Genomic DNA, 26,721 nt, shown 5'->3' with positions numbered 1-26,721 from the left:
TAATAAAGCTAAGTTATAAAAACTTATATCTATTAAATAACAAAATCTTTAATTTATATATAAAAAAATAATAGGAGACTAGCAATATATGGAAAGAATTATAGTGTTTTTTGCGAAGAAAACTATGCTTGTTAATATAATAGTAATGGCTGTATTATTTGTAGGAGGTTATTACTATTTTAATTTAAGAAAAGAATCAATTCCATCTACAGATTTAGATATGATGCTTATAGCTGTAACATATCCAGGTGCTACTCCGCTTGACGTAGAGCAAAATGCTGTTATACCTATAGAAGAACAATTACAAGGTATATCTGGTATAGATGAATATAATACAACAATTATTGAAAATGCTGCTATTATTATAGTAAAATTAGATGAAACTATACCAAACAGACAGCCTGTTAAAGATGAAATATTCAGACAGATGCAAAATATTCCAGATTTATCAGAAGATGTAGAAGAGGTTACAACTTATGACTTAAACCCTAATAAGATGTCAATATATACTTTGGCTGTGCACTTTAAAGAGGGTATGGAAGGCGATGAGAGAGAATTGTTTGATGTAAGTCAGAGGCTTGAAAATGAGCTTGTAAGGCTTGATGGTGTTTCTGAGATAAGAATAAATGGTAGAACTGACCCTGAAGTTAAAGTATATGTAGACCCAATAAAAATGCAGGAAAACTATATTTCTTTAAGCGATGTAGTTAATGCTCTTAGCATAAGAAACGTGAGAGCTACAGGCGGAGATATGGAATCTGGCGGAAAAGAACAAACTGTTGTTACTTTTGGCGAATTCCAAACTCCGAGCGAAGCAAGCAATGTTATAATACGTTCTACATTTAATGGTCAGAGAGTAAGAGTAAATGATATAGCTCGTATAGAAGAGGGCTTTGAAGAAAAAACTACTTTGATGAGAGTAAATAGAGCTTCTGGTTATTCTTTAGATATAGTTAAAAACGAAAATGCTGATATTCTTAAAACTATTAAAACTGTAAACCAATATTTAGCCGAAAATGCTGATATAATACCTGATAACATTCAAGTATCTGTAATGGGTGATAAATCAAGAACTATCAACTCACTTTTAAGTATTGTAACTTCAAACCTTATTCAAGGATTTATAATCATATTTATAACTTTGATTATATTCTTGGATTTCAAAAGTGCCATGTTTACAAGTTTGGGTATGGTTGTTACAATGTTTGCTTGTTTTATATATATGCAAGTGGCAGGAATTACATTCAATACTATGTCATTAGCTGCTATTATTACTGTACTTGGTATGATAGTAGACAACTCAATAGTAGTATCTGAAAATATATTTAACTTTAAAAATGCTGGATATAAAGGACTTGAAGCTACAAGACTTGCTGTAAGCGATGTTGTTATGCCGATGCTTGCTTCAACACTTACAACTGTTGCAGCATTTTTCCCTATGCTTACAATAAGCGGTATAATGGGTAAAATATTGAATCTTTTCCCTAGAATAGTAATATTCACTCTTGTTGTTAGTATGCTTCAAGCTACTTTACTCCTTCCAAACCAATTACAAGATAAAGAAGATAAATATAAATCATACAAACCTAAAAAGAAAAGCAAATTTAAAAATCCTCTCGATTTCGACAAAGATGCTTTATTTGATAAAATGAAGATACCTTTCGGTGCTGCATTAGAAAAATTAATAAAAGTAAGATACATAGTAATAGGTTTTTTTGTAGTTATGTTTATAGCTTCTATATTCTTAGCACAAAATAGTTTCAAAAACTTCGTACTTATTTATGATACAAGTGCAGACACAATAGTAATTAACATAGAAATGCCTACTGGTACTACAAAAGAAGTTACAACAGAAAGCATAGCTAAAATAGAAGATGCTGTTGCGAGAGTTGTAAAACCTGAAGAACTTGTTGCTTTATACTCTCTTGTTGGTAAGCAAGTTGACCAAGAGGTTGTTTCTGAAGAGAAAGGAAGCTTAGCGGGTATTATGGTTTATTTAGTTCCTGCTGCAGAGAGAGATAGAACTGCTGATGAGCTTGTTGCTTTAATAAATCAGGAAATAGATAAAACAGATATTAGACAAACTGTTCCTGTATTTACTATGAATACAAAAGGAAGTGTAGACCCTGGGGACCCTGTAGATATTAGGATAGTTGGTAATGATACTGAACTTGCTAAAAAAGCTAAAGAAGATATTGAAGCATATTTAGCTACTGTACCGGGTGTTATAGATATTGATGATGATGATAAGGTTGGTAAAGAAGAATTGAGAGTTATGTTTGATTATGACAAGATAGCTGAACTTGGTGTAAATGTTGCTGGTGTTGCTAATGAAGTGAGAACTGCATACTATGGTACAGAGGCTACATATATACAAGAGCTTGAGAATAAACTAAACTTTAGAGTACAATTTGATGATAAATATACTTATGATACAAAATATTTAGAAAATTTATTAATACCAAATTCTAGCGGAAGATTAATTTATCTTAAAAACTTAGCAACTATTGAAAAAGCAGACGGTCTTGCCACTTTAAAACACTACAACGGCGAAAGAACTATAACAATCACAGCTGGTATAGAATATGGTAAAAATACTTCTCAGCAGGTTATGAATGCTGTTAGAGAGAAATATAAAGATTTTTCAAAAAACTATAGAGGATTAAAATTAGAGTTCGGTGGTGAGGCTAAAGAAACTGTAAAAGCATTAAAACAATTAGCTTTCAGTTTTGCTATGGCTTTCATATTCGTATATATTGTATTACTACTTCAGTTAAACAGATTCATACAGCCTATCATGATAATGATAATTATTCCATTTGGTTTAATTGGAGTACTTCTTGGATTTGCTATTCACAGAATGCCTTTATCATTCATGGGTGTTGTAGGTATTATTGGTTTGGCGGGTGTTGTTGTAAACAATGGTATCATACTTGTTGACTTGATTAACAAAATTATAGATGAAGGCGTTGAGGGCGGTAAAAAAGGAGTGGCAAAGGCTATTGTTGAAGGAGCTAAGCAGCGTCTTCGTCCGGTATTTTTAACTACCGTTACTACTGTAGTCGGACTTTTACCTACTGTTTATGGTATAGGAGGCAGGGCTGACATTATTATTCCTATAGTTATGGCATTAGCTTATGGGCTTTTGTTTGCTTCTCTTCTTACACTCATATTCTTGCCTTGTATGTTTATGGTAATGTTTGACTTGAGATTAATAAAAATACCTGAAAGCAAAATTGAAGATACAGCTACTATAATAACAAGTACAGGTAAATAAAACTTTTTCATATTTTTCTTAGATTAAATAAGCCATTAACAAAATAATGGCTTATTTTTTGTTTAAGTAAAAATATATTATTTTGACAATTTATAAAATTTTGTATATAATTTTAGAAATATTATATTTTTAGGAAAAACAATGAGAATAGGATATGGATATGATTCGCACATATTTCAAGAGAATCGCAAATTAATTTTAGCAGGGATAGAAATACCATATCATTTAGGATTAAAAGGTCATTCAGATGCCGATGCTCTAATACATGCACTAATAGATTCTATATTCGGAGCATTAGCTTTAGGGGATATAGGAAGCCATTTCCCTGATAATGATGAAAAATATAAAGATATATCTTCTATGGAGCTATTAAAACAAACTATTTCAATAATGAAAGAAAAAAATTACTATCTATCAAATACTGATATTACCATCATTATAGAAAAACCTAAAATGAGAGACTTTATAGATTTAATGAGAGAAAACCTATCAAAAATCCTTAATACTAATATAGATAATATTTCTATTAAAGCTAAGACAAATGAAAAAATGGACGCTGTAGGCGAAGGTAAAGCTGTAGCTGTACATTGCGTAACATTATTAGAAAAAATATAAGAGAAAAAACATGGGAACAAAAATTACAAACAAATATTTACTTGATTTAGTATCAAGAAGCTTTGCTCTAACTATACCTCTATTAGATAAAAATAAAAAATCTAAAGTGGAAGTGCAATATTTATTAGCAAGAATTATAGATACTATAGAAGATTCTATGCATAATATCAATGATAAAGAAACTTTAATAACAGGATTTATTAACATATTAAAATCTTCAAGTTTAGAAAATATTAAAAATCTTGATAATTTTAAATATATAGTATTAGAAAAAACAATAAATGAGAATGACAAAATATTGATAGAAAATATAGATTTAGTATTAAAAACTTTTTTTGGTTTTGATTCTCATATAAAAAACATGTCTATATCATATTTAAATGAAATGGGTTATGGAATGATATATTATCAAGATCATAGTATAAATAATTTTGAAGATTTAAATGATTATTGTTATTATGTTGCCGGTACGGTTGGAGTATATTTAACTGAACTTGTTAGGGCTTTAGATAATCTGCCGCTTGACAAAGAAAAAGCAAAAAAGTTTGGAAGATTTCTCCAAAAAGTAAATATTATAAAAGATGTGAGAAATGATTTTAAAGAAAACAGAATATTTTGGCCTAAAAATTTATTTAATGATGATAATATAGCATCGTATTTCCAAGATGAAACTTATAAGGACAAAGCCTTAGAAATTTTAAATAAGATGGTTGATAATGCCATGGACGATTTTGAAAATACTATAAAATATATAATGGAAATAGAAAAAAAAGCTCTCGGATATAGACACTTTTGTTTGATAGCAGCATTAATGGCATATAAAACTCTAAAGATAATGTATAATAATTATAATGTTTTTTCTGGAGAAGCAATTAAAATACCAAAAAAAGAGACTATGGATATTGTCGCTAAAGCAAAAGCTAACTATTATACAAACAAAAAATTAGAAGATTTGATGGAAATACATTTATCTGAAAAATATAATAAAACTCTAAAAGAGGATAAATAATAAACTAAAATTACAAATATATGAATTATAATTCTTTTGAAATTTTTATATTTTTGTTATAATTATAATATGAAATAATTATAAGGAGTATAAAATGAAAAAAAGATACTTTATAATTCCTATTATAACTATTGCTATTTGTTTGTTTATGGGATATTTAGCTGGAATATCTGTTAAAGCAGACAATTTCTCATGGTACAATTCTTTAAATAGGTCTCCGCTCAACCCGCCAAATATAATATTTCCTATAGCTTGGAGTATATTATATGTGTTAATGGGTATTTCAATAGCCATTATAATAAATAAATATATAGATGAACAAGATTTAGAAATAAAGAAAAAAATAAAAAATTATATATTTCTTTTTATTATTCAATTTATTTTGAATATGTTTTGGACTTATATATTCTTTGGATTAAAAAGTCCATTGTTTGGTTTTATAGAAATAATAATTTTGGATATACTTATTATAATTACCATAATGAAATTCAAAACTATATCTAAAGCAGCAAGCTATATATTAATACCATATATTTTATGGTGTTTATTTGCAAGCTATTTAACTTTTCATGTATTAATATTTAATTAAAATAATAAATAACTATAAAGGGTTAAAAAATTACCGTAATATCAGCAAAATATTCTCTGCTTGATATAGGATAGCCCTTTATAGTTTCATATTTTATATCGAGAATATTTTTTACTCCGCATTTTAAAGAAACTGTCTTTTTATAATTAAAAGAAGATATTAAATCAAAAGTTGTATAAGCTTTGTCTGTATCACTTTTAGTAGTATTATTATAATCATCTCCTATATACTGCACATTAAACATCAAAGCATATTCATAATTTAAATTAACACCATAAACATATTCTACAGAAGTATTAAATTGATGTTTTGGAAGACCTGGAAGTGAATTATTATTAACACTTAAATTATATGTATTTTCTCCAGAAAGATAGGAATAATTACCCTTTAGTCTAATGCTTGAATTAATAGAAGCTAATGGTATATTGAAAGTAATGCTTGTTTTATTTCCTTGTGCCATTAAATAACGATTATTTGTAATAGTTAAAGTATCTTTTTTGCCTGTTACAAAATACATACTTTCTATTATTATAAAATCAATAGGGTTAAATTTTACACCTAAAGTGCCGCCTTGATATATATTTTGATTTTTTATATTATTTGTTTCATTTTGTCCAATTAAGCCAATATCTGTTTGCAAATCCAAAAAATATTTACCAGTAAAACTTATCCCATCAATAGGCTTTAAATTAAAACTAACATCGCTTTTTAAATATGTTCTCAAATCTGCATTTTTACTCTTTCTGCCGCTAAAGCCTTTCTCCTCTCCAGATGTATCTAATTTAAAATTAAGAGAGTTATCATCTTTTTTTATATTATAATTAAATACATTTATTTTTCCATAAGTTTTACTTGAATTGGTCTCTACTTTCTTATAAGATATTTTTTGATTCGTAAGCTCTAAAGAAACACCTTCTAAAATATTTTTATAAATTAATTCTTCTCCCTGAGAATATCTAGAAGTAACTATATTATAAATTATATTTCCATCATAAATATTATATCTTATATCAATAGAATCTATATTATTTTTATCATACAAAAATAAATATATCTTCTTCTCTTCATCATTTAATCTTTTCCCATTAATTATAAAAGTAGATTGTGAATATACCTTTTTATTTTTTATATTAATATTACTAAACTCTTTTATAATTTCTGCTAAATTTTTAGACTTAGAAGATTTAATATCATTCTTTCTAATAATCAAATAACTATCAAAAAAATGATTAGTAGTATCTTCTATATTTTCAAAATTAGTAGTATCTTCTATATATGGAAACAAATCATAAGAAAAAATACTAATAAATAACAACAATAAAAATCTTTTCATATATTAATATTACAAAAACTATAAAAATTTATCAACTGTAATTATATATAACAAAAAAATATAATAATAATAAAATAAATCAAAAATTTAATTGTAATAAAGAATTGTATTTTTATACCGATATCATATAATAAGACTTATGAAAAAATTAATTATATTATTTATAATTTTATCTATTAGCAATCTATACCCTAAAATAGATATGAAACGCTCCACCATAATAGAAAAAAAAGATTATGGTTATATAGTTTATGCTGAAGACTATTATAGACTCTATTCACTCCCATCTTATTATGCTGAATATGATTTGCTTAGAAATGTAGATTATTTAGAAAGAGCATTAAATGCACCTTTTGATTTTGTAAACAGAGCATTGACAATAATAGAAACAGAAGAAGCTTATACTAAATATAAAGACCTTATGCATATGCAATTTAATTATCTTATTACTCAAAATTATATATATTTAGCAGGTCTTTATGATAAACAAAATTATTATTTTTATAATTCACAATTTGATGAAGATATAAAAAAGAGTTTTGAATATGCTGTTTATTTTTATAATTTAGCTAAAGAAAGATGGGCTGTCACCAAAGATTTGGCTCAAAAAGTAATGAAAAATAAATCAAAGTTAGAAATGGATAACTTAATAGACAAAGCATACAAAATAGCGCTTGGAGAGATAGATTATAATAAAACAGCAGACAGACAATTAAAACATATAGAAGAAATATTAAATATGATGGAATAAATTATGGATAATAAATACTATGAAATAGAATTTGAAACCATAATAAAATCAAAGACAAAAATATATAATGATGACATTACTGTAAAATGCCAAAATATGAATGGAATAGTCACTTATTTTGAAGGTAAGTCTATTGATATATTTATAGATGAAATAAAGAATAATAATATTTTATTAAAAAATTCAAAATTTTATACTAATGTACTGTTAGATGAGAAAGAAATATCTGATAAAGAAACATTTAATGAAGCTGAATATTTTTATCATATTTATTTAAATTGCATACCATATTCAAATAAGCTAAAAAATGAAAATAACGATACTTTAAAAAAAATTTGTAAAGAAAAATATGAAAAGCGTTTTTTATTTTTAGAACCAAATGTTGATAAACTAAAATCTATATTAAAATCCACGGAAAATGCTAATATAGATATATTGTATTTAATAGATAGAATATTAAGTGATATAGGAATATTAATAAGAACTGATTTTATAAAATATATACAGGCAATAAAAAAATCTATAGTTATAGGAAATAAAGTAGATAAAAAGGATATGTATATATATAACATAATGAGCAGCATTGTTTCCTATTTAGAGCATAATCATATTTTTAATTATATTTTTGATAATCATGATTTTCAAGACATCAATATGATATCGCACAGTAATAGAGTTAGTATAATGATGATAGAGTTTATGCATTATTATAATAAAGAGTTTAAAAATAGACTTTCTAACAAATTGAGATTAGAATATAAAAACAAATATATGGATAAATATAAAAAGGTTATATCACATTTTGAAAGCGATATACCTATAGATAATTTAGAGAGAGTATTTAAATTTGGAATAAGAAAATTTACTAACACTGAAATCATTAATTTTTCTATAGGCTCATTATATCATGATATAGGTTTATTAAAAATATTTGATTCAGTACCTATGAATAATTTTCTAAAAGATACAGACAATAACCAAGACTTGCATGCATTAAAAGGATATAATTTTATAAAGAAAACTTTAAACTTTCAAAATGATGTATCATTATTAGTGGGGCTTCATCATGATTATTATGAGTATTCAAAAAACAATCTAATAAAACAGTTTTTAAATAATAAATATCCAGATAATATATTATCATTTGAAGCAGAAGATTTCATAAAAGGCGAAGTATATGCTTATGTACCTTCAAAAATATTAGAAATAATAGATATATTTGATGTATTGCTATTTATGAACTCAAAGAAAAAAGAAAAGGTTGAAGATGTATTAATTTATATAAAAAATAAACTAATGGCAGAAGAAATAAAATTAGACCCTATTATTTTGGACTTATTTATTAATTATCTATCTGAAACTTATGAAATAAAAATCGGATAATCCTACAAATTAAAAAAATCTTTTAGAAAGACACCTACTCCATTATTATATGAACCGTAAATAAATTATCAATAGTATTTTTTATATTAATATTGATAAACTCTTTTATAATCTCTGTTAGATTTTTTGATTTAGAAGATTTAATATCACTTTTTTTAATAATTATATACAACAAAAAAATAGAATAATAATAAAATAAATCAAAATTTAATTGTAATAAAGAATTGTTTTTTTATACAGATATCATATAATAAAAGCTATGAGGAAGTTAATTGTATTATTTATAATTTTATCTATTAGCAACCTATACTCTAAAATATATGTGAAACATTCTACCATAATATAAAAAAGATTGTGGCTATATAGTTTATGCTGAAGATTATTATAGACTTTATTAGCTTCCTGTAGAAAAAATCTTAAATATGATGGAATAAATTATGGATAAATACTATGAAATAGAATTTGAAACCATAATAAGATCAAAGACAAAAATATATAATGATGATGTAACTATAAAATGCGAAAACATGAATGGAATAGTTACTTATTTCAAAGGCAAGGCTATCGATATATTTATAGATGAAATAAAAAATAATAATGCTTTATTAAAAAACTCAAAATTTTACACTAACGTATTATTAGATGAAAAAGAAATATTTGAAAAAGAAATATTTAATGAAGCTGAATATTTTTATCATATTTATTTAAACTGTATACCTTATTCAAATAATTTAAAGAATAGAAATTTAAATACATTGAGAGAGATTGTCAAAGAAAAAAGTGATGAAAGATTTTTATTATTAGATACTAAACTAAATAGATTAAAAGAACTTTTCAAATCAAATAAAAAAATTAACAATGAAATAGTTTTATTCATAGAGCAAATATTAACAGATATAGGCATTCTTATTAGAACAGATTTTATTAAATATATAAAAAATATACAAAACTCTTCTATTACGACTAATAAGATTAATGGAAAAGAAATTTATCTTTATCATATAATGAGTAGTATAGTTTATTATTTGGAAAAAGAGTACATTTATAATTATATTTTCAATGCGTATAATGATTTACAAGATATTAATATGTTATCACATAGTAATAGAGTTTGTTTAATGATGATAGATTTTTTGCATTATTATAACAGAGAATTTGTGAAAGGATTAGGAAACAAATTAAGATTAGATTATAAAAATAAATATAGGGAAATATATAGAAAAGTTACTAGCAATTTTTACAGTGATATATCTACAGAACATTTAGAAAATATATTTAAACTAGGTATTAGAAAATTTACAGATTCAGAAATAATATATTTTGCTATAGGCTCATTATATCATGATATATCACTACTTAAAATATTTGATTCAGTACCTATTAGTAATTTCTTAAAAGATACAGACAATAATCAAGATCAGCATGCATTAAAAGCTTATAACTTTATAAAGAAAACTTTAAAATTTAAAGATGATATTTCTTTATTAGTAGGACTTCATCATGATTATTATGGATATTCTTCAAATAGTTTAATAAATAAATTCTCAAATGAAAAAGATCAAGAACATATTCTATCTTTTGAAGCAGAAGATATTATTAATGGAGAGGCACTAGCCTATGTACCTTCTAAAATACTAGAGATATTAGATACTTATGATGTATTATTATTTATGAACTCAAAGAAAAAAGAAAACTCAAAAGATGTTTTAATTAATATGAGAGATAATCTTGTAACTGATAAAATAAAATTAGACCCTATATTATTTAATTTATTTACAAATTTTTTGCATGAAGTTTCAGATATCAAATTAATTTCATTATCTATAGATTAAAAAAATCTTTTAGAAAAACGCCTACTCCATTATTATCATTGGTATCTGCTATATATTTAGCATTTTCTTTAACATCATCTTCTGCATTTCCCATAGCTACTCCAATACCTGCAAACTCAATCATCTCTGCATCATTATAATTATCTCCAAAAGCAATAACATTCTTTCTATCAATACCTTTTTTGCTGCATAGCCACTTCAAAGCATTAGCCTTATTAGCATTTTCTGAAAGTATCTCTAAAAAATTTGGATTAGAAAAAGAAGTATGTACTGTAAATAATTTATCAATATTTTTTTTCACATCTAAAAGTACATCATTTTCTCCAAGTATAATTATCTTTTGTGCTTCAATACTATCATTAAAATTTTCTAATCCAACTATTTTATTTTTTTTATCAACTTTTTCTGTATGAGTTTGAATTTTAAAATTATCTTTAGCAACTATATATTTTTGTATAGAATATATATTTAATGAAGTATCATTTATATATTTTTCTTTATAGAGATTTATTATTTTCTCTGCTATATCTTTTTTTAAAGGATTAGTAAAAATGCAATTAAATTTTTTATCAACAACCATAGCCCCATTAAATACTATAGATTCACTATTATTATCTAATTCTTTATAATAAAAGTTCATAGAAAATATAGGTCTTCCTGTAGCAATTACAACCTCTATGCCATTATCTATAAGTTTCCTTAAAATAGTTTTATTATAATCAGTTATTTCAGCAGCATCATTAAGAAGTGTGCCGTCTAAATCAGTAGCTATTAATTTTATATTATTGTTCATAATTAAATAACTTCCTCCAAAAATTTTCCTAATCCATCATCTTCATTAGATAAAGCAACATAATCAGCTCTTTGCTTTAAAATATCCTCAGCATTTTCCATAGCAACTCCAATACCTGCAAACTCAATCATCTCTATATCGTTATAGTTATCTCCAAAAGCAATAACATTCTTTCTATCAATACCCTTCTTATCACACAACCATTTCAAAGCACTTCCTTTATTTATACCATAAGCTAAAACCTCTAAAAAATTAGGATGCGAAAATGAAGTATGAACATCAAGATTATCTCTTATATGAGTTTCCATATTAGAAAGCACATTATTCTCTCCAATAAAAAGCATCTTACTAAAATTATAATTATCAATAGAATCAAATCCTACAACAACATCAGTAATATTTTCTTTTTGAGCATAATTTTTGAAATACATATCTTCTTCAGAAACTATATACTGATTGCCATTATAAACATGCAAATAAACATCATAACTTTTAGCAATATCCATTAAATAAAAAACATCTTTTTCTTTAATAACTTCATTATATACAATATTGCCTTCATTGTCTGTAATAACAGAACCATTACAAACTATAGAATAATTATTATTATCTAAATATTTACTATATCTCTTAAGACCATCAAAAGGTCTTCCGCTTGCAAATACAAGTTCTATACCATTATTAATGCAATGTTTAAGAACATCTCTATTATAATCGCTTATTTCGCTATTATTATTAAGAAGAGTTCCGTCTAAATCGGTAACTATTAATTTTATATCATGCATGCTTTATATAATACCATAAAAACAATCTAATTCAAGCATCTTTTTTAACGCATACTCTTATCATAAGGTATACCAGAAGCTTTAGGGGCTTGAGAAGTTTTAGAGGTAAATGAAAGTACAATTAAAGTAGCAATATAAGGTATCATTTTATAAATACTATTTGATATAGGCAAATTAGCAAGCAAAGGTATACCAGAATATGCTGAAGCAAGTGTTTTCATAAGCCCAAAGAAAAAAGCAGCATAAAGTATCTTGATAGGCTTCCATTGACCGAATATTAATACAGCCAAAGCTAAAAATCCATATCCAGCAACAGTGGCATTAAAGTTTGTAGAAGTAGGTATAACAAATACTAATCCTCCAAGTCCGCCCAAAGCACCAGAAATAGCCACTCCAATATATCTTATCTTATAAACATTAATACCCACAGAATCTGCAGCTTGAGGATGTTCTCCGCAGCTTCTAAGTCTAAGACCAAATCTTGTTTTATAAAGCATAAACCAAGATAAGGCAAGTATAACAAAACCTATATAAGTTGTTATATAAGTATTCTTAAATAGTAAATTACCAATAATAGGAATACTTCCAAGTATAGGTACAGACTCTATTCTAAAATTATTAACAAAACTTATTTGCTGAACAGTTTGAATAGCTCTTGTAACATATATAGCAAAAGCAGGTGCAAATATATTTAACGCCGTACCGCTAATAACTTGATCGGCACTCATATTAATAGCAGCATAAGCATGAAAAAGTGAAAATATAATTCCTGCTAAAGCTGATATAATCATAGCCAAAAACAATGTAACAGTAGGAGGGAAATTTGCTCCAAGCCTGCTTATAAAAAATATTCCCGCAAAAGCTCCTATTATCATAATACCCTCAAGAGCAATATTAACAACTCCGCTCCTCTCAGAAAACATTCCCCCCAAAGCAACAAGTAAAAGAGGAATAGAAAAAAACATAGTCTGCTGCACTAAAAAATAAATTGTATCCATTGAAAACTCCTTTTTTTATTTTATTTATCTTTTACTAATTGCATTTAATCATTAGCATTTGTTTCTCTATTTTTGTTTATCTTTTTAGATATAAATCCAACAATAGATTTGAAAAGCAAAGCAAAAGCACTAAAATAAATGATAGAAGCAATAATCATCTCTATTATCTCAGGTGTAAAATCATAAACCTGCATATAAAATCCGCCCACTGTGATATGAGCAATAAAAAGCCCAGCAATTAAAACACCTATAGGGTGAGAAAGCCCAAGCAATGCAATAGGTATGCCCATAAATCCCTCTTCAGCAAGCACATCAACAACCTCAATATGTTTGCCAATACCAGATAAATAAAGAAGCCCGCCACCAAGTCCAGCTAAAGCACCGGCAATTACCATAGAAAGTATGATATTTCTTTTTTCATTTATTCCTGCATATCTGCTCGCATCTTTATTTAATCCGCAAGCTTTAAGCTCAAAACCAAATGTAGTTTTAGAAAGTATTATATAAACTATAATAACAACTATCACAGCAACAAAAAAACCGCCATTTGCACTAGAACCTCTAAATATTATATCTAATCCCATTCCAGGTAATGTAGCTGAAGGAGGAATATTTTGCGATTGATTTTTTAGCATATCATAAACAGTTAAAGTAACTAAATAATTAGCAAGATACATACCAATATAATTCATCATTATGCTTGAAATAACTTCATTAACATTAAATCTTGCTTTAAGAAGTCCAGGCAAATAAGCCCATAAACCTCCAGCTATAAATGAAGCAAGCAAAGCAACAACCCAATGAATTGCAGGAGGAAAAAACGTGCATTTAATTGCAACCAACACTGCAGCATAAGCCCCTATAATAAATTGACCGGAAGCTCCTATATTAAAAAGTCCATTTTTAAAAGCAAAACCAACTGAAAGCCCTGTTAATATTAAAGGAGTTGCTGTATATATAACTTGCCCTATTCCTCTCATACCGCCTGAGAAACCGCCTGAAAGTATAGTCATAAAAGCAGGAAAAGCATCGCCTGCATTGCTTACAAGAAGTATTATAAGCCCTAAAAGTAAACCTATAATAATGGCAAGAAAAGAAGAAAATACATTTATAAATCCTTCTTTCTCTAAAATATTTGCCAACTTATCTTTTAAATTATTGTTACTACTCATCAAGCACTCCTTTTAGAACCAGCCATATATAAGCCTAACTCATTAATGGTTATATCTTTATTTAATACATTAGCCACAATCTCACCTTCATATATAACAAGTATTCTGTCGCTCAAATTCATAACCTCATCAAGCTCTAACGATACAAGAAGCACTGCCTTACCGCTATCTCTCTGTGCAATCAATTCTTTATGTATATATTCGATAGCTCCAACATCTAATCCCCTCGTAGGCTGAACAGCTATAAGTAAATCAGGGTTTCTATCTATCTCTCTTGCTATTATTACTTTCTGCTGATTTCCTCCAGACATGCTCCTTGCAAAAGTTTTAGCCCCTTCTGCACTTCTTATATCAAATCTTTTTATAAGTCCATTAGCATAATCTTCAATTTCTTTAAATTTTAAAAATCCCTTATTTTGAAATCTATCAGTAAAATAAGTTTGAAGTATAGTATTTTCAGCAAGAGTATAATCAAGCACAAGTCCATGTTTATGCCTATCTTCAGGAATATGCCCTATACCGCTTAATGTCTTTTTTCTTATAGATAAATTAGTAATATCCTTTCCATTCAAACTAACGCTTCCGCTAGACATATCCATAAGTCCTGTTAAAGCATATATAAGCTCAGTTTGACCATTTCCATCAATACCAGCAATACACACTATCTCACCCGCACGTACATCAAAAGAAACATTCTTTACTATATTTTTTTCACTATGCGGAGATTTAACATTCAAATCCTTAACCGATAATATAACATCTTTTGGTTTAGCTTCTGTTTTTTCTACTACCAAAGCAACCTTCCTTCCAACCATCATCTCAGACATCTCTTCTTTTGTGGTAGTCTTCACATCAATAGTGCCAATATATTTTCCTTTACGAAGCACAGAACATCTGTCAGCAACCTCTTTAATTTCATTTAATTTATGAGTAATAAAGAGTATAGATTTACCTTCTTTTGTTAAAGATTTCATTATCTTCATAAGCTCTTCGATTTCATGAGGAGTAAGTACTGCGGTAGGCTCATCAAAGATAAGTATTTCATTATCTCTATAGAGCATTTTTAATATTTCAACTCTCTGCTGCATTCCAACAGTTAAATCACTAATAATAGCATCAGGATAAATTTCAAGTCCATAAGTCTTACTTAATTCCATAACCTTTTTTCTAGCATCATCTACTTGAAGCACCCCATTTTTTACAGTTTCCACCCCAAGCATAATATTTTCTAAAGCAGTAAAATTATGAACAAGCTTAAAATGCTGATGCACCATACCAATCCCTAAAGCATTAGCCGTATTAGGATTATCAATATTAACTTCTTTTCCATTGACTTTAATAATGCCCTCTTCTTGTTTGTAAAGCCCAAAAAGCACACTCATTAGTGTAGATTTACCCGCTCCATTTTCACCAAGCAAAGCATGAATCTCACCCTTTTTCAATTGTATGGTAATATTATCATTAGCTACTATTCCCTTAAACCTTTTTGTAATTCCTAACATCTCAACTACATATTCCACAATATTTACCTCCTAAAATAAGGGATACCCTATCAAAAGGTATCCCATTTATAATCAAAACTTATTTTTATTGTATAAAATTAACTTTAACAATATTTAGAGGAAGTTTATTAACAGAATCAGCATCAGTATCTTTAAGAAGTTTGATGTTTCCAGCAACTAATTGTTGATATATGACATCATAATCGTCTTTAGTAAAGTTTTTAAATCTTGAAGTTTCCATAGGAAGTCCAATACCATTAACTTTGGCATCAAGAACAACAGATTGTCCGCCAGGGAAATTATTATTATAATAAGCATCTATAGCATCATAAACAGAACCGCCAAGCATTTTTACAGCAGAAGTAATAACAGTTGGAGATTCTGCACTTTGATCAACGTCCACACCTATAACAAGACCATTATTTTGTTCAGCAGCAGCCATAGCAGAATTTCCAGCGCCTCCTGCAGGGGCAAATATTACCTGCACACCGCTTTGGTACCAAGAAGTAGCAAGAGTTTGATTTTCTGGAGTAGGATTAAAGTTACCGACATAAGTATAATTCATTTTAATAGTTCCGCTAGGTAATCCTAATTCCTGAGCTGCATATTCAGCACCTTGTACAAAACCATAACCAAATCTTATAACAGCAGGTACAGCCATACCAGCCATAACACCTAAGTTAGTATAACCCTCTTTTACTATAGCATAACCTGCTAAGAAACCAGCTTGCTCTTCTGCATAAAATACAGAATAAACATTTTGTTCTATTCTAAAATCTGTATAAGTACCATCTTGAGGAGCACCGTCTAAAAGTATAAATTTTACATCAGGATGAGTATCTTGTGCTTTATATACAGCAGGCTCAAATAAAAATCCAGGTGTTACTATAACTTGAGCCTTGCCTGCAACAGCTAAATCTATAGCATTAATATATGCATCTGTAGATTTTTCTGCAGGCTGATAATATTTATGAGCAATTTTTTTCTCTTCTGCATATTTTTTCAAGCCTTCCCAAGCTCCCTGATTGAAAGATCTATCATCTATAGTACCAACATCAGTAATCAAAGCTAATTCATAACCCTTACCGCCGCTTCCGCAAGATAATATCATTACAGAAATAAATAATAAACACAAAAGTTTTTTCATATTTTCTCCTATTCTTTATAAAATATTTATTGCTTAATTTTTAATTAAAGCCCAACTTTATTTTTTATCATTATCTATTAAAACTTTAATAGATTCTATAACTAAATCTATAGCCTCTTCTCCTGTATAATTTTTAGGGTCATCTATACCATTTTTTATTCTCTCTTGATTATGAAGTACAAGCATAGAAGCACCAGTCCTCACTCCCTTAGAAGCACCAACTGCAAAAAGTGCTGCAGACTCCATCTCTGAAGCCAAACATCCAGCCTTTATATATGATTCCCATTTATATAAAAGCTCTTTATCAACTGCCATACTCTCAGGAGCATGCTGTGCATAAAAAGCATCTTTACAATGAACAATACCCGCATGAGTTTTTATATTAATTTTTTTTGAAGCATTAATCATAGCATCTAATACATCTATATTTGGAACACAAGGAAACTCATTAGGTATATAGTTTCTCATAGTGCCTCCAACCTTTATAGCACCGCTTACTATTACAACATCACCCGGAAGCACATTCATATTCATGCCGCCGCAAGTGCCGACACGTATAAAAGTATCAGCCCCCACCTTTATAAGCTCCTCTAATGCTATAGCTGTAGAAGGTCCGCCTATACCATGAGATGTAGTAGAAACTTTAACACCATTTATATAACCTGTATAAGTAACATATTCCCTAAAATCTGCTACTAACTTAGCATCATCAAACCTTTTTGCTATCTTTACGCATCTTTTAGGGTCTCCAGGCATTATAACATACCTTCCAACATCGCCCTTTTTTAGTTTTAAATGATGAACCAAATTCTCATCTTCTCTAAAAAAAGGTTTCGGTAAAGCATTTTTTGTATTAGACATAAAATATATTACCCTCTCTTTTCTAATAATACTATAGACTCTAATGCAGTTAAAATCATATTATCTATATTTGAAGAATAATTTAAATGCGTACCCATTCTATCCATCATAGTATTTTCTACAACATGCATAACTCCTCCAGCTCGCACATTTCTAATAGCCGCACAAGAAAAAAGAGCCGCACATTCCATCTCTGAAACTATAGCCCCACATAATGTATAATATTTAAGATTATTTTCAAATCTCTCTCTAAAAAAAGAATTCTCTGGTTCTAATTCACCATAAAAACAATCTTTGCTATGAACAACACCTATATGATAATTATAATTTTGTAATTTTGCCGCATCTCTTAAAGCAAATACTATATCTGTATTAGCAATAGCAGGATATTCAAAAGGTATATATTCTAAAGAAGTACCCTCGTCTTTTATAGCAGCCTGAGCAATAGCTAAATCTCCGGGCTTCACTTTTAAACTAAGACCGCCTCCTGTACCAACACGTATAAAAGTATCCGCTCCAACCCTTATAAGCTCTTCCATAGCTATAGAAGCAGAAGGTCCTCCTATGCCTGTTGAAGTTACACTTACAGGAACATTTTTATATTTGCCAGTAACTGTAACATATTCTCTATAGTCGGCTTTAAACTCTACATCATCTAAAAAGCTTGATATATACTCCACTCTTTTAGGGTCGCCAGGAAGTAAAACATATCTTGCAACATCACCTTTTTTTAATTTTATATGATACTGCAATAAGCCCTTATTAAAGGCTTCCTCATCATAGAATGCTTTAGGCTCTCTATATTCCATTTATAATTATCCTTGATTTTTTATTTTATTAAAAATATTGAAAATTATTTTAAAGATTTCATTATAGTAACGCCATTGCTAGTACCTATTCTATTAGCTCCTGCATTTATCATCTTTATAGCATCTTCATAAGTTTTTATGCCGCCAGAAGCTTTAACCCCTATATCATCTCCAACAGCCTTTCTCATAATTTCAATATCATGCTCTGTAGCTCCTCCTGTAGAAAATCCAGTAGAAGTCTTAACAAAATCAGCCCCAAACTCTTTAGCTATCTTGCAAGCTAAAACTTTCTCTTCATCAGTTAAAAGACAAGTTTCTATAATAACTTTAAGTACAGCAGCATGGCAAGCATCTCTTACTTTTTTAATGTCTCTTTCAAACAAATCTATTTTTTTGCTTTTTAAAAAACCAATATTGGCAACCATATCTATTTCATCAGCACCGCTGTCAATGGCAAACTTAGCCTCATAAGCCTTAGCCTCTTTAATCATAGCCCCAAGCGGGAAACCAACAACCGAGCAAACTTTAACATTTGAATGCAAAACAAAATTATATGCAACATTAACATAAGCTGAATTAACACATACAGAATAAAAATTATGCTCCTTAGCTTCTATACATAATTTTCTTATATCATCTATAGTAGCATCTGCTTTTAATATAGTATGATCTATTAATTGATTAAGATTATCCATTTTTTATATACCTCTATATATTAGGATATAAAATATTATATACTTTGTCAAATTTATTTTTTCGATTATATATAAAAATTTATATAAAAAACAATTATATAGCACCTGTCGAGTTTCTTTTAACCTTTCTATATATGTAAATATACATTATAGCTGATAAAAGTATAGAAGCAATATCCGCTATAGGCTGCGACCATATTATGCCGTTTATACCAAAAAATTTAGTACCTATGTATATAGCAGGAACAAATGCTAACCCTTGCCTGCATATAGAAAGCACTAAAGACGGCAAAGCTTTTCCTAATGCCTGAAATGTAGACATAAATACAAATTGAAAACCTATAATAGGAGCTACCGAATAAGCCGCTATTAAAAACTTAGAACCATATTCTATAACCTCATCATTATCTATAAAAATTCTAATTAACTCTTTAGAAAATATAAAAGCAATAACTAAAAATAAAACACCAGAAATAAAACTAAACAAACAAGAAAGTTTTATAGAAGCATTCATTCTCTTATAATTTTTTGAAGCAAAATTATATCCTATAAAAGGCTGTACCCCCTGCCCTAAACCTATAAACACCAACAACACAAGCGTAAATATTCTTTGAGAAACTCCAAGCCCAGCAACCACGTTGTCATTATACCTCGAAGCAAAATTGTTAATCAAAATATTCGCCACACTTATGAGAACATTGTTCATAAACACAGGAAAACCAATAGAAAATACATTGCTTAATATATCGCTGCTAATTAAAAAATCTTTTATCTTTATAGATAGAAAAGTGCTTTTTTTGAGTATGTAAAAAGTATAATAGAAAAAAGAACAAGCATTTCCTATTATAGTAGCCAAAGCAGCACCCGCAACCCCCATATTCATATAAAGTATCATTATAGGGTCAAGTATAATATTTATCACCGTTCCAAGCATCATTCCAAACATAGCTTCCTTAGAAGCACCCTCAGAACGCACAACCTGCCCCATAGACATTTGACAAACCACAAATACAGCCCCAATGGCAACTATAAGCAAATAATCCTTAGCAAAAACATAAGTGTTAGAACTAGCTCCAGATAATTTTAATATATTTTCTAAAAACACAAAAAATATTATCATACATACTAAACCAGTAGCAACACTCGCATAAAATACAAAAGATGAAACCTTCTTCGCTTTATCATAATTCTTAGAACCCAAACATCTGGATATATATGAAGCTCCCCCTATACCATATATAGAGCCAAAAGACATAAGAACCAAATATATAGGCATAGTTAAAGAAACAGCAGCAACCTGATTAGGGTCATTTGTTTTGCCTACAAAAAATGTATCAACCATATTATAAAACACATTCACAAGCATTCCGAGTATTGTGGGAAGTGCTAATGTAATTAATGCCTTATAAACAGGATAGTTCTCAAACACATCAATTTTTTTATCAATCATATATACCTCATACAATTATTTTAGTTTGATAATTAAAAAATATATTAGATTTGTTTTTTATTTGTGGTGGCTTTGCCCCCTGCGAAGCGTGCCCTTAGGGTACACACCCCTACTTCTTTTATTGATATAAAAGAAGCAAAAAAACTGCATTTTAAAAAAGAAGTTAAATTACATATAATCAAAACTTTTGCTTTTTTCTAAACATATACAAAATATAAAAATAAACAAAAATTATTTATCTAAGTATAATTAATATCCCATAAAAAAGCCCCAAATAAATTAATATTTGGAGCTCTTAACAATCAACTCTTAGACAGCTCTTCTACCGTATCCTCTGTATAGTTCTTTACTTTTTCAATATTAAATATCAATGATTCTCCATTGGAATCAACATTAATATTATCGCCCTCTTCAATATGCCCGAAAAGTATCTCTGTACTAATATAATCTTCAACTTCTTTTTGTATAGCACGTCTTAAACTTCTTGCACCATACTTCTTATCAAAACCTTTATCTATTATATAATTTTTTGCCTCATCAGTTAAACTTATAAAAATATTTCTATCTTTTATAGCTTCATTCAACTCTCTAAGCATAATCTCTATAATATCTTTTAAATCTTCTTTTGTAAGTGTATGGAATACTATAATATCATCTATTCTATTTAAGAACTCAGGATTGAAATTCTGCTTTAATTCTTCCATAGCAAAGTTTTTCATGTCATTAATATCTTTTTCACTTCCAATAGCATTGAATCCTAAAGAAGTTCCTTTAACAATATCTCTTGCCCCCAAGTTGCTTGTTATAATAATTATAGTATTAGAGAAATCAACCTTTCTTCCGAAGTTGTCCGTAAGCTGACCCTCTTCAAGCACCTGTAAAAGTATGTTTGTGATGTCTGGATGGGCTTTTTCTATTTCATCAAAAAGTATTAAAGAATAAGGTTTTCTTCTAACCTTTTCTGTAAGTCCGCCTCCCTCTTCATAGCCAACATATCCCGGAGGAGCTCCAATAAGTCTGCTTACTGCAAACTTCTCCATAAACTCACTCATATCTATTCTTATAAGAGCATCACTATCTCCAAACATAAACTCTGAAAGCACCTTAGCTAAAGCAGTTTTACCAACACCAGTAGGACCTAAAAATATAAAACTTCCAAGCGGTTTTTTAGTGCTTTTTAATCCAGCTCTTGCTCTTCTTATAGCTTTTGATATAGATGATATAGCCTCCTTTTGTCCAACTATCTTACTATGAAGCTCATCTTCCATGCCAATAAGTCTTTTACTCTCAGAATCTAATAATCTTTTTACTGGTATATTTGTAATTTCTGATATTACATGTCTTATATCATCTTCATTAATAATTGTCTCTGTTTTATCTCTCTCACTTCTCCACTCAGCTTCTTTTTTATCCAATTCCTCTTGCAAAGATTTTATAGTATCTCTTAATTTAACAGCCTCTTCAAAAATCTGATTTTTTACAACAGTCTCTTTTTCCTGATTAAGCTCTTTTATTTTATTTTCTAAATCTTTTAATTCCTGAGGCTTAACCATATTCATAAGTCTTGCCCTTGAACCTGCCTCATCAATTAAATCTATAGCCTTATCTGGTAAATGTCTTTCAAATATATATCTTTTACTTAATACAGCAGAAGCATAAATAGCCCCATCAGTATATTTTACTTTATGATGCTCTTCATATTTAGATTTTATTCCATTTAATATTTCTATAGTGTCTTCAATAGAAGGCTCTTCAACATTTATAGGCTGAAATCTTCTCACCAAAGCACCGTCTTTTTCTATATACTTTTTATATTCATTGATTGTAGTAGCACCAATACATTGAATCTCTCCGCGTGAAAGTGCAGGCTTAAGCATATTGGCAGCATCTAAAGCTCCCTCTGCTCCTCCTGCTCCAATTAAAGTATGAAGCTCATCTATAAATATTATAATATTACCAACTTTTTTTATCTCCATTACAATGTTTTTTATTCTCTCTTCAAACTCGCCCCTATATTTAGTGCCAGCAACAACAGAAGATAAATCTAAACTCAAAACCCTTTTTTTTAACAATATATCAGGCACATCAGTAGAAACAATCTTTTCTGCCAATCCTTCAACTATAGCTGTCTTACCAACACCCGGCTCTCCTAATAATATAGGGTTATTTTTCTTTCTTCTTGAAAGTATCTGTACAACCCTCATTACCTCATTTTCTCTGCCTATTACTCTATCTAATGCCTTTTCTCTTGCCATTTTAGTTAAATCACGGGCGAATTTATCTAAAGTAGGAGTTCTTGCTGTATTATCTTCTTGTATATTGTTTGAAATAGCCTCGGAAATATTTGATGAAGAGCCAGACTTTCCTCTAATTCTCATCATCTCTTGTCTTAATGTTTTTAAATCTAAATTATATCCAGTAAGTACATTATATGCTATGCCGTTTTCCTCTTTTAAAATACCAAGGAGCAAATGTTCTGTGCTTATACAATTATCTCCTAATGATTTAGCCTCTTCTGCCGCTCTGCTTATTAAATGCTGAATACGCGGAGATGGAGGTATCTTACCAAATAATTTAGTGTTGCTTGTAGATTTTACCATAGAAGATTCTATATCAAATTTAATCTTTTCTATATCTATTTTTAATTTATTTAAAACATTAACAACTATTGAATCTGTTTCATGAAATATTCCTAATAAAACATGTTCTGGAGTAAGCATGTCGTGATTTAATCTCTTAGCTTCTTCTACAGAATGTAAGTCTAATATTCTTATAGCTTTATTAGTAAGACGAAATGGATAAGACATATTTATTTCCTATAATCATAAATTTATATATTATACTTCTTTTTTTCAATATTTATCGGATATAAAAAAACTAAGCTTATAAAAAAATAGAATTGCATATTAAAACAATATATACAATTCTACTATATATTACAATACTTTTAGAAAAAATTACAACCTAGATACATTAATAACAGGTACATTTCTTCTATTAGTAGAAGCTGTATTAATACTATCCAACTCATTATTTTTTATAACACTAGGATTAGCGTATAAAAAAGATAAAATCAATGCTGCAATTATAGCCATAGATAAAACAAATGAAAGCTTCCTCGAACACATCATAGAATACATATAACTAAAAAGAGTATTCTCCTTTTTCACTACAGTACTCTCTACTTTAGCCCTACTTAACATACGAGCCCATTCATCATCCGGCAAGTTATTTAAATTGAAATAATTCCTTTTTCTTTCAATTTTCCTTTTAAATTGCATCATTTCATGTAATTTCATAAAAGAGTCCTTTCTTTTTCTAACAAAGTTTTCATTTTTTTGAGAGCATAAGAATAATTACTCTTAGCAGAATCACTAGATATATTTAAAATATCAGCTATCTCTTTATAAGAATAATTTTCATAATATCTCAAAATAAATACATCTCTTTGCTTTCCTTTCAATTTGCTAGAAGCTGTGTATATTTTCTCTTGCAAATATACTCTTTCATATTCTTTTTCGGTATTATACCTCTTATCGTCCACAACCTCTAATTTTTCAAGATAAGGAGACTCACGCCTATAAGCTTTAGAATACATATTAATAGCAGTGTTGCTAATTATTCTATATAACCAACCTTTAAAATAGTTTCTCTCTTCATATCTTCCTATAGCTTTATAAACGCGTATTAAAACATCTTGAGTTAAATCCATAGCATCTTCATAGTTATGCATAAAACGATAGGATATATTAAAGATATAATTTTTATACCTAGTAAGTAAAATATCCAAAGCTTCATTATCGCCGTTTTTGTGGGCTTCTATTAATTCATAATCTTTTAATAATTCTTTTTCTTTTGTCATCATTATTTGCCAACTCCATTACTGTTTACATATATAAAACAGATTTTAAACATTTAAGTAAAATCAAGCCATATAAGTTTTATCTTCTTTTAACCCTATATTATTCTTTTTAATAAAATCTTTATCGCTTGAAATTACTACCTCCCTCTCTTCAAATGCTTTCTCTATATCCTTTTTAGTTAGAGTTAAAGCATTTCCCTTTATACCATCTAAATTAAAAAGTATATTTACCATTGCAGTTTCAACTATACTTTTTAATGACCTTGCTCCCATATTCATAGTAGAAGCTTTATCTACTATATAATTTATAGCATCATCTGTTAATATTAGCTTCTTTCCTATACTCTTAAAGAAATCTACATATTTTATTATAGGTGATTCTTTAGTTTTTAGCAATATATCTTTTAAATTATCTTTAGTAAGCTCATTTAAAGTTACAATTATTGGTATTCTTCCTATAAACTCTGGTATCATACCATATTTTTCTACATCTTTCACATCAACCTGACTAAGTATTTTATTCTTCTGAAGCTTATTTACAACCGCATTAGAACCAAATCCTAAACTGCTCTCCCCTTTAAGACGCATCTTTATAATATCTTCAAGCCCAACAAAAGCACCGCCGAAAATAAATAAAATATTTTTAGTATTCATAACAATTCCGTCGCTTGAATGCATCATTCTTCTGTCGCCAAACTCAGGCACTCTAATATCCTCACCATTCATCATAGAAAGCAAAGCCTCTTGAACAGCCTTGTCTGAAGGATTACCTGTGGTAGATTGATGAGCATCGGCTTTTGCTATTTTGTCTACCTCATCTAAAAATACTATACCATGCTGTGCTTTATCTAAATCACCATTAGCCTTCTTATAAAGATTATACAATACAACCTCAACATCATCTCCAACATAGCCTGTTTCTGTAAGTGTAGTAACATCTGCACGAGCAAACGGTAAGCCTAAAATATCTGCTAACGTTTTTACTAAATATGTTTTACCAACTCCAGTAGGTCCTATCATAAGAATATTTGACCTAAATGGTATATCTTTATTTCCATTAATTCTTAAACAATGTAAATAAGCATGAACTGACAATGCCTTCTTGGCATCATCTTGACCTATTACTGTTTTATTAAGTTCGGAAACTATCTCTTTTGGTGTTAATATTCTTGGCTCTTTTATAATCTTCTTTTTAGACTTTGTATCTATATAATTTTCTTTGTTTGTAATATCTAATATTAAATCATAGCTTTCTTTCTCTAAAAAAGCAAAAACTATCTTTGAATTAACAAATGTAATTAAAGTATTAGACACTTCTAAAAGACCAATACTTGAATAAGGTTCATGAGATAAAACAAGTATGCCGCTTGACATTAATTTACTTTTACTGTCAAAATAATGATACTTATTAATATAAATATCTGCATCCATTGTAATGAGTTCTAATATTCTTCTTACAGATATGGCAGACATAGAATCCCCATAAATCGTATAAGTAATTAAACAATATAAAATAAATCTCTCATCATCATTTAATTCAAACTCATTTATGAATCTTTCTATATTAAAATTATATTGTTTAAATGTATGTATCTTTTTTAAATCTTTTTTTATAGAATCTATTAATATAGCTATCTCATCATTATTGTTGTTTGAAACTTTTTCATCATTAATAATAGTTTCATCATCATAACCCAATACCCTATTGATATTATTAGAAAGTCTTCTTGTCATATCATTTCTATCAGATATCAAGTTTAATGTATATACAATTTTACTCACGCTTTCAAAATAATCTCTAAAAGCCTCTTCTCTATTCTTATATTCCTTGTTATTGTTTTTTTTCATTAATTTTCCT

The 26,721-nt window shown here is 28.3% G+C and carries 22 protein-coding genes; 7 read left to right on the top strand and 15 right to left on the bottom strand.

The annotated features are described in order from the left end of the window. The first annotated feature begins 88 nt into the window (after positions 1-88). From R4I97_RS08795 to R4I97_RS08780, 4 genes are all read left to right on the top strand, one after another. A complete protein-coding gene (locus tag R4I97_RS08795) occupies positions 89-3,277 on the top strand; it encodes an efflux RND transporter permease subunit (RefSeq protein WP_335784679.1) in 3,189 nt (1,062 codons plus the stop codon). 141 nt (positions 3,278-3,418) lie between these two features. Then, positions 3,419-3,892 carry a 2-C-methyl-D-erythritol 2,4-cyclodiphosphate synthase gene (gene ispF / locus R4I97_RS08790; protein ID WP_335784678.1) on the top strand — a complete coding sequence of 158 codons (474 nt, stop codon included), beginning with the start codon at positions 3,419-3,421 and terminating at the stop codon, positions 3,890-3,892. A gap of 10 nt (positions 3,893-3,902) precedes the next feature. After that, positions 3,903-4,901: a squalene/phytoene synthase family protein gene (locus R4I97_RS08785; protein ID WP_335784677.1), complete on the top strand. Its 999-nt coding sequence runs from the start codon at positions 3,903-3,905 to the stop codon at positions 4,899-4,901. A 94-nt stretch (positions 4,902-4,995) separates the two neighbouring features. Continuing rightward, complete coding sequence (locus R4I97_RS08780) at positions 4,996-5,490, top strand: TspO/MBR family protein (RefSeq protein WP_335784676.1); 495 nt, start codon at positions 4,996-4,998, stop codon at positions 5,488-5,490. Positions 5,491-5,512: 22 nt separating this feature from the next. Here R4I97_RS08780 and R4I97_RS08775 read toward each other — a convergent pair whose 3' ends face one another. Next, a complete protein-coding gene (locus tag R4I97_RS08775) occupies positions 5,513-6,823 on the bottom strand; it encodes a TonB-dependent receptor domain-containing protein (RefSeq protein ID WP_335784675.1) in 1,311 nt (436 codons plus the stop codon). 139 nt (positions 6,824-6,962) lie between these two features. Between R4I97_RS08775 and R4I97_RS08770 the strand changes: the two genes are divergently transcribed. The 3 genes from R4I97_RS08770 (at position 6,963) to R4I97_RS08760 (ending at position 10,789) form a co-directional block, all read left to right on the top strand. Continuing rightward, complete coding sequence (locus R4I97_RS08770; RefSeq protein WP_335784674.1) at positions 6,963-7,574, top strand: hypothetical protein; 612 nt, start codon at positions 6,963-6,965, stop codon at positions 7,572-7,574. Positions 7,575-7,577: 3 nt separating this feature from the next. Further along, the gene (locus R4I97_RS08765; protein WP_335784673.1) at positions 7,578-8,957 is read left to right on the top strand and encodes a phosphohydrolase; all 1,380 of its coding nucleotides are present in this window, start codon (positions 7,578-7,580) and stop codon (positions 8,955-8,957) included. Between the two features lie 437 nt (positions 8,958-9,394). Beyond that, a complete protein-coding gene (locus tag R4I97_RS08760) occupies positions 9,395-10,789 on the top strand; it encodes a phosphohydrolase (RefSeq protein WP_335784672.1) in 1,395 nt (464 codons plus the stop codon). Here the strand turns inward: R4I97_RS08760 and R4I97_RS08755 are convergent. From R4I97_RS08755 to clpX, 14 genes are all read right to left on the bottom strand, one after another. Beyond that, on the bottom strand, positions 10,779-11,582 hold the full coding sequence (locus R4I97_RS08755; protein ID WP_335784671.1) for a Cof-type HAD-IIB family hydrolase: 804 nt from the start codon (positions 11,580-11,582) through the stop codon (positions 10,779-10,781). The genes R4I97_RS08760 and R4I97_RS08755 overlap by 11 nt on opposite strands. A 2-nt stretch (positions 11,583-11,584) precedes the next feature. Then, positions 11,585-12,367 (bottom strand): Cof-type HAD-IIB family hydrolase, encoded by a 783-nt coding sequence (locus R4I97_RS08750; RefSeq protein ID WP_335784670.1) that lies wholly within the window; start codon positions 12,365-12,367, stop codon positions 11,585-11,587. A 44-nt stretch (positions 12,368-12,411) separates the two neighbouring features. Further along, positions 12,412-13,365: an ABC transporter permease gene (locus tag R4I97_RS08745; RefSeq protein ID WP_335784669.1), complete on the bottom strand. Its 954-nt coding sequence runs from the start codon at positions 13,363-13,365 to the stop codon at positions 12,412-12,414. 44 nt (positions 13,366-13,409) lie between these two features. After that, positions 13,410-14,537 carry an ABC transporter permease gene (locus tag R4I97_RS08740; protein WP_335784668.1) on the bottom strand — a complete coding sequence of 376 codons (1,128 nt, stop codon included), beginning with the start codon at positions 14,535-14,537 and terminating at the stop codon, positions 13,410-13,412. Then, positions 14,537-16,039, bottom strand: a complete 1,503-nt coding sequence (locus R4I97_RS08735) for an ABC transporter ATP-binding protein (RefSeq protein WP_335784931.1) — start codon at positions 16,037-16,039, stop codon at positions 14,537-14,539. Before R4I97_RS08735 ends, R4I97_RS08740 begins: the two co-directional genes overlap by 1 nt. An 85-nt stretch (positions 16,040-16,124) precedes the next feature. Beyond that, complete coding sequence (locus R4I97_RS08730) at positions 16,125-17,186, bottom strand: BMP family ABC transporter substrate-binding protein (RefSeq protein WP_335784667.1); 1,062 nt, start codon at positions 17,184-17,186, stop codon at positions 16,125-16,127. 57 nt (positions 17,187-17,243) lie between these two features. Then, on the bottom strand, positions 17,244-18,047 hold the full coding sequence (locus tag R4I97_RS08725) for a nucleoside phosphorylase (RefSeq protein WP_335784666.1): 804 nt from the start codon (positions 18,045-18,047) through the stop codon (positions 17,244-17,246). An 8-nt stretch (positions 18,048-18,055) separates the two neighbouring features. Next, positions 18,056-18,856 carry a nucleoside phosphorylase gene (locus R4I97_RS08720; RefSeq protein ID WP_335784665.1) on the bottom strand — a complete coding sequence of 267 codons (801 nt, stop codon included), beginning with the start codon at positions 18,854-18,856 and terminating at the stop codon, positions 18,056-18,058. Positions 18,857-18,900: 44 nt separating this feature from the next. After that, positions 18,901-19,551: a deoxyribose-phosphate aldolase gene (gene deoC, locus R4I97_RS08715; RefSeq protein ID WP_335784664.1), complete on the bottom strand. Its 651-nt coding sequence runs from the start codon at positions 19,549-19,551 to the stop codon at positions 18,901-18,903. 94 nt (positions 19,552-19,645) lie between these two features. Next, positions 19,646-21,001 carry an MATE family efflux transporter gene (locus R4I97_RS08710; RefSeq protein ID WP_335784663.1) on the bottom strand — a complete coding sequence of 452 codons (1,356 nt, stop codon included), beginning with the start codon at positions 20,999-21,001 and terminating at the stop codon, positions 19,646-19,648. A gap of 302 nt (positions 21,002-21,303) precedes the next feature. Further along, on the bottom strand, positions 21,304-23,808 hold the full coding sequence (locus tag R4I97_RS08705) for an ATP-dependent Clp protease ATP-binding subunit (protein WP_335784662.1): 2,505 nt from the start codon (positions 23,806-23,808) through the stop codon (positions 21,304-21,306). A 150-nt stretch (positions 23,809-23,958) separates the two neighbouring features. Further along, positions 23,959-24,300, bottom strand: coding sequence for a hypothetical protein (locus R4I97_RS08700; RefSeq protein ID WP_335784661.1), 342 nt, complete (start codon positions 24,298-24,300; stop codon positions 23,959-23,961). Further along, entirely contained in the window at positions 24,297-24,866 is a 570-nt protein-coding gene (locus R4I97_RS08695; protein WP_014932538.1) for an RNA polymerase sigma factor, read from the bottom strand. The genes R4I97_RS08700 and R4I97_RS08695 overlap by 4 nt, the downstream gene beginning before the upstream one ends. A gap of 60 nt (positions 24,867-24,926) precedes the next feature. Continuing rightward, on the bottom strand, positions 24,927-26,711 hold the full coding sequence (clpX, locus tag R4I97_RS08690) for an ATP-dependent Clp protease ATP-binding subunit ClpX (RefSeq protein WP_335784660.1): 1,785 nt from the start codon (positions 26,709-26,711) through the stop codon (positions 24,927-24,929). Between the last annotated feature and the right edge of the window lie 10 nt (positions 26,712-26,721).

This window comes from Brachyspira pilosicoli, from assembly GCF_036997485.1.
In the GTDB taxonomy this organism is placed as follows: Bacteria; Spirochaetota; Brachyspiria; order Brachyspirales; family Brachyspiraceae; genus Brachyspira; species Brachyspira pilosicoli_C.
The sequence above is the reverse complement of the archived record's forward strand: the minus strand, read 5'-3'. Positions and strand labels throughout refer to the sequence as shown.

Bases quoted from the DNA above. Each gene is read 5' to 3' on its own strand.
- R4I97_RS08795 (WP_335784679.1), top strand. From the start codon at position 89: ATGGAAAGAATTATAGTGTTTTTTGCGAAGAAAACTATGCTTGTTAAT.
- ispF (WP_335784678.1), top strand. From the start codon at position 3,419: ATGAGAATAGGATATGGATATGATTCGCACATATTTCAAGAGAATCGC.
- R4I97_RS08785 (WP_335784677.1), top strand. From the start codon at position 3,903: ATGGGAACAAAAATTACAAACAAATATTTACTTGATTTAGTATCAAGA.
- R4I97_RS08780 (WP_335784676.1), top strand. From the start codon at position 4,996: ATGAAAAAAAGATACTTTATAATTCCTATTATAACTATTGCTATTTGT.
- R4I97_RS08775 (WP_335784675.1), bottom strand. From the start codon at position 6,823: ATGAAAAGATTTTTATTGTTGTTATTTATTAGTATTTTTTCTTATGAT.
- R4I97_RS08770 (WP_335784674.1), top strand. From the start codon at position 6,963: ATGAAAAAATTAATTATATTATTTATAATTTTATCTATTAGCAATCTA.
- R4I97_RS08765 (WP_335784673.1), top strand. From the start codon at position 7,578: ATGGATAATAAATACTATGAAATAGAATTTGAAACCATAATAAAATCA.
- R4I97_RS08760 (WP_335784672.1), top strand. From the start codon at position 9,395: ATGGATAAATACTATGAAATAGAATTTGAAACCATAATAAGATCAAAG.
- R4I97_RS08755 (WP_335784671.1), bottom strand. From the start codon at position 11,582: ATGAACAATAATATAAAATTAATAGCTACTGATTTAGACGGCACACTT.
- R4I97_RS08750 (WP_335784670.1), bottom strand. From the start codon at position 12,367: ATGCATGATATAAAATTAATAGTTACCGATTTAGACGGAACTCTTCTT.
- R4I97_RS08745 (WP_335784669.1), bottom strand. From the start codon at position 13,365: ATGGATACAATTTATTTTTTAGTGCAGCAGACTATGTTTTTTTCTATT.
- R4I97_RS08740 (WP_335784668.1), bottom strand. From the start codon at position 14,537: ATGAGTAGTAACAATAATTTAAAAGATAAGTTGGCAAATATTTTAGAG.
- R4I97_RS08735 (WP_335784931.1), bottom strand. From the start codon at position 16,039: ATGTTAGGAATTACAAAAAGGTTTAAGGGAATAGTAGCTAATGATAAT.
- R4I97_RS08730 (WP_335784667.1), bottom strand. From the start codon at position 17,186: ATGAAAAAACTTTTGTGTTTATTATTTATTTCTGTAATGATATTATCT.
- R4I97_RS08725 (WP_335784666.1), bottom strand. From the start codon at position 18,047: ATGTCTAATACAAAAAATGCTTTACCGAAACCTTTTTTTAGAGAAGAT.
- R4I97_RS08720 (WP_335784665.1), bottom strand. From the start codon at position 18,856: ATGGAATATAGAGAGCCTAAAGCATTCTATGATGAGGAAGCCTTTAAT.
- deoC (WP_335784664.1), bottom strand. From the start codon at position 19,551: ATGGATAATCTTAATCAATTAATAGATCATACTATATTAAAAGCAGAT.
- R4I97_RS08710 (WP_335784663.1), bottom strand. From the start codon at position 21,001: ATGATTGATAAAAAAATTGATGTGTTTGAGAACTATCCTGTTTATAAG.
- R4I97_RS08705 (WP_335784662.1), bottom strand. From the start codon at position 23,808: ATGTCTTATCCATTTCGTCTTACTAATAAAGCTATAAGAATATTAGAC.
- R4I97_RS08700 (WP_335784661.1), bottom strand. From the start codon at position 24,300: ATGAAATTACATGAAATGATGCAATTTAAAAGGAAAATTGAAAGAAAA.
- R4I97_RS08695 (WP_014932538.1), bottom strand. From the start codon at position 24,866: ATGATGACAAAAGAAAAAGAATTATTAAAAGATTATGAATTAATAGAA.
- clpX (WP_335784660.1), bottom strand. From the start codon at position 26,711: ATGAAAAAAAACAATAACAAGGAATATAAGAATAGAGAAGAGGCTTTT.